This window comes from Rhodococcus sp. EPR-134 (assembly GCF_001647205.1).
Lineage (GTDB): Bacteria > Actinomycetota > Actinomycetes > Mycobacteriales > Mycobacteriaceae > Rhodococcus_F > Rhodococcus_F qingshengii.
On sequence record NZ_LVCT01000620.1, the window covers coordinates 1 to 3,551 of the forward strand.

General features: G+C 62.5%; 2 protein-coding genes. Both read right to left on the bottom strand.

Annotation, left to right across the window (positions count from 1 at the left end; genetic code table 11):
* Positions 1–36: 36 nt before the first annotated feature.
* Positions 37–2,295 (bottom strand): ABC transporter permease, encoded by a 2,259-nt coding sequence (locus A2J01_RS27165; protein WP_003941895.1) that lies wholly within the window; start codon positions 2,293–2,295, stop codon positions 37–39.
* Positions 2,296–2,355: 60 nt separating this feature from the next.
* Positions 2,356–3,551: ABC transporter substrate-binding protein (locus A2J01_RS27170; RefSeq protein ID WP_064113975.1), on the bottom strand; the 1,196-nt coding region annotated here is incomplete at its 5' end.

Sequence of the window (3,551 nt, forward strand, 5' to 3'; positions counted from 1 at the left end):
CGAACGCTCACACCGCGCGTTTCGAGAAGTGGTGTATCAGACATGGACGGTCAACTCCTTCGGCGAGCCACCCTGGTACTGAGGAATCCCCAGTTCGCGGTCGATCTCGTCACGGATCTCGGGGCTGTAAGGGACATCGATCCCGATGTCCTCGGGAACGACTGTCGCTTTGGCGGCCAGTTCCTCCGGAGTGAGAACCGCGCTGGGCATGACCATCTCACCGATCACCGGCAGCATGAACACCACCGCGATCGTGATGGACGCGAACCACCAGTTGCCGAGTACACCGGTCAGAGCGAGGACGTAGGTCAGCAGAACGACTGCGGCGCCGCCGATCAGAACAGGCTTGGCACCGGCGAGCCGTCGGTAGCCCTCGATCACGCTGTGGACCGTTCCGCTGGGGTTCGCGCCGACGCCGATGCCGATCAGTGCCGGGCTGACTGCCGCGATGTTGCCGAAGAGCAGCCACATTCCCTCCAACTCCGGTTGCGCCGAAGCCAGATTGGTGAACGAGACCATGATGACCGCAAACCCGATTCCAGCCATCAGTCCACCGAACAGGGCGCCGGTGACGTATCCGATACCCGCGACGACGGTCAGCATGAGCAGCGAGAGGCTGACCATGATGGCAAAGCTCTCGCCCGAGACGGACCCCATGGCGCTCGACATCAGAATGCCGCCGAGACCGGCGATCCCCGAAGAGATCATGAAGACGCTGAGCTTGAGCCGAACCAGGCTCTGTCCGAGCATGGCCGAACCGGCCGGGCTGTCCTTCATCGCTGCGAGTCGGCGCCCGTAGCCGCTGTTACGCAACGCGATGACGCCGACGCCGAGTATCGAGAACAGCGCGGTCACGGTCATCAGGAACACCGTCTCGTTGCTCAGATCGAGCGGACCGATCTTCAGCGGAGGGAGGGCGATGTTCCCGTCCTTGAACAGCGAGTACTTCATGCCGAACATCTCGTGTTCGGTGGTGTCGCGAAGGACCATGTTGGAGAGGAACACTCCGAAGGCCATGGTTGCCAGCGCGAGATACAGCCCTCTGAGCCGCAGCGCCGGCAGGGCGACGAGGCCACCGATCACGGCGGTGACGAGGACTCCGACGACGATGCCCCACAGGTTGAGGTGCGCAGCCAACCCGGAACCGGAGATCCCGAAGTGGAAGGCCACGATGGTAGCGATAGCGCCGAAAGACACCGGCGCCAAGTTCAATTCACCCGCGTAACCGGTGAGGAGTGTGAGCGAGAGCGCGATGATCGCGAACGTCATTCCGATGGTCAGTGTGGTGACGGCGGAGGTCACCATCAGCAGACGGATCAGGTAGACGATGACGATCAGGGCCACGCCCCAGACGACGGCCTTGCGCACGCTCGGCACGTGGTAACGCTCGCGAGTACGGGTGACCGCTCCACGCAACCGGTCCTGTGGGAGCACGATCAGCACCACGAACAGCGCGATCATCGGCAGGGAGACACGGAAATTCGACGTCCAACTCCAACTCGTCGGGAAGTACGCCAATACGTACGTACCGGCAAGCCCGAGAACCACGGCGCCGACGAACGTGCGCGGAATGCTGCGCAACCGGCCGAACATGGCCGCGGCAAACGCGTCGATCACCAAGAGTGTCAACATGTTCGCCTCGAGTGTGCCGCCACTGATCGGGGTGATCAGGATGCCGGCCAGGACTGCGAGCGTCGAACCCATCGCCCAGGACAGGGCCGCAAGACGCTCCGGATTGTGGCCGTTGAGGCGCAACAGTTCCGGATCGTCGACGACGCCGCGCATCGCGACACCGGCGCGGGTGCGCGTGAACAGGATGCGCAGGCCGACGGCGATGGCGATCGCAACGAGGATGCAGATCAACTCGTGGTAGCGGATGCTCGCGCCGAACACCGTGATCTTGGACTGGTCGCCGAAGAACATCTGCATCGTCCGAGCGGTCTCGGGGTGCCAGAACCAGTGCGAGATCGAGAGCATTCCGAGCAGGATCGAGACCGTCACAACGATTTTGGTGACCTCGGCGGTATCGCGCAGACCCTTCATGATCAGGACGTAGAGGCCGAGGCCCATCAGTGGCCCGACCAGGACGAGTGAAATCAGCAAGGCGACGAAAGTGGGAAGTTCCCAGCCGTAGCGCAACTGCCAGTAGATGAACGCACCAAGCATTGCCTGTGCACCGTGCGCGAAGTTGAAGATGCCTGACGTGTTGTACGTGAGTACCAGCCCGGAGGCGGCGATCGCGTACACCGACCCCAGGACCAGGCCCAGGATCGTGAAAGTGACAAAAGTGTTCATGGCTGAACCCTCGTTAGGGACTCGGGCGGCGGTTGGCGCTCGCCGCCCGAGTCGGAAGAATCAGGACTGCGGCTTGATGACGTTGGCGTTCTGGTACTTCGTCGACACGCGGTCAGCGCCGAGTTCGGTTCCCCAGGTGCTCTTGTCGGTCGCGACGAGGTACTTGGGGTCACACTTGAATTCGCCCGCGGTGGACGGGAACGCCTGCGCGTAGGTACTGCCCTTCAGCGAGGTCATGAGTCCGCAGGTGGCCGGCATGTTCTTGCCGGGATCGGTGACGGCGTGCAATCCGCCGCCGTCCCACTCGTGAATGTTCGAGAGTTCGTTCACCATGCACTGACGCGTCAGATCGCTACCGCACTCGTCCGCGGCGGCCGCCCACAGCAGGAACGACGACGCCGCCTGCATACCGAGGAGCGCGGTCTTGCCACCCTGCTCGGAGACCAGATCCACGTACTTCTTAACTGCGGGCACCTTGTCCGCGTTCTCGAGCATCTGGAAGGTCATGCCCGCGTTGAGGTTGTCGAGCAGTCCGGTGTCCTTGTTCCAATCGGAGACGGTCGCGCCGTACCAGGTGGCTTCACCGAAGAAGATGGGATCGATCCCGACCTGGTCGAGGGCCTTCACGAAGTTCAGCTCCGACGGGCTTGCCGATCGTGACGTCCAGATCCCCTTCGCGCCGCACTCCTTGTACTTCTCGGCGAACGGCACATAGCTCGATTCCCCCTCGTAGTTGAGGGTGACGCCGCAATCCTTGAGCTTGAAACCCGCAGCCTCGGCGATCGAGCGAATCTTCGTGGTGGAGCTGATGATCGTGGGCATCGTGCTGTTGACGACGTCGAAGTCGTTCACCAGATCGGGGTGCATCTCGGCCATCTGGAACCACTGCGAACCGTTCGCGTAGTCGACCGGGAACGGGACACCCTGGAATGTCATCGGTCCGTTGGCTGCGTCGGGTGACACGGTGAAGCCTGGCACGGACACCAGGTTGCACGCGACACGCGTCTGCTCGGCGGTCTGATCCATCGCGAAGCCGTAGCCGACCATCATGAACTGGCTCGCGCACGCTTCCTGCATGACCGAGTTGGCCTGCGTCATCGCGGCGTCGTAGTCGGTTCCGACGACCTTGCGGCCGTTGATGCCGCCCTGATCGTTGCACCAAGAGATGAGCGCGTTCACCGCATCGCTCATTTCCTTGTTCAGCCCAGGAGACTTCACATAACCGCGGTCGTCACCGAACCCGATCTTGATCTCGG

What these genes read in the sequence shown, in the direction of transcription:
- A2J01_RS27165 (WP_003941895.1), bottom strand. Translation starts at nt 2,295, where the DNA reads ATGAACACTTTTGTCACTTTCACGATCCTGGGCCTGGTCCTGGGGTCG.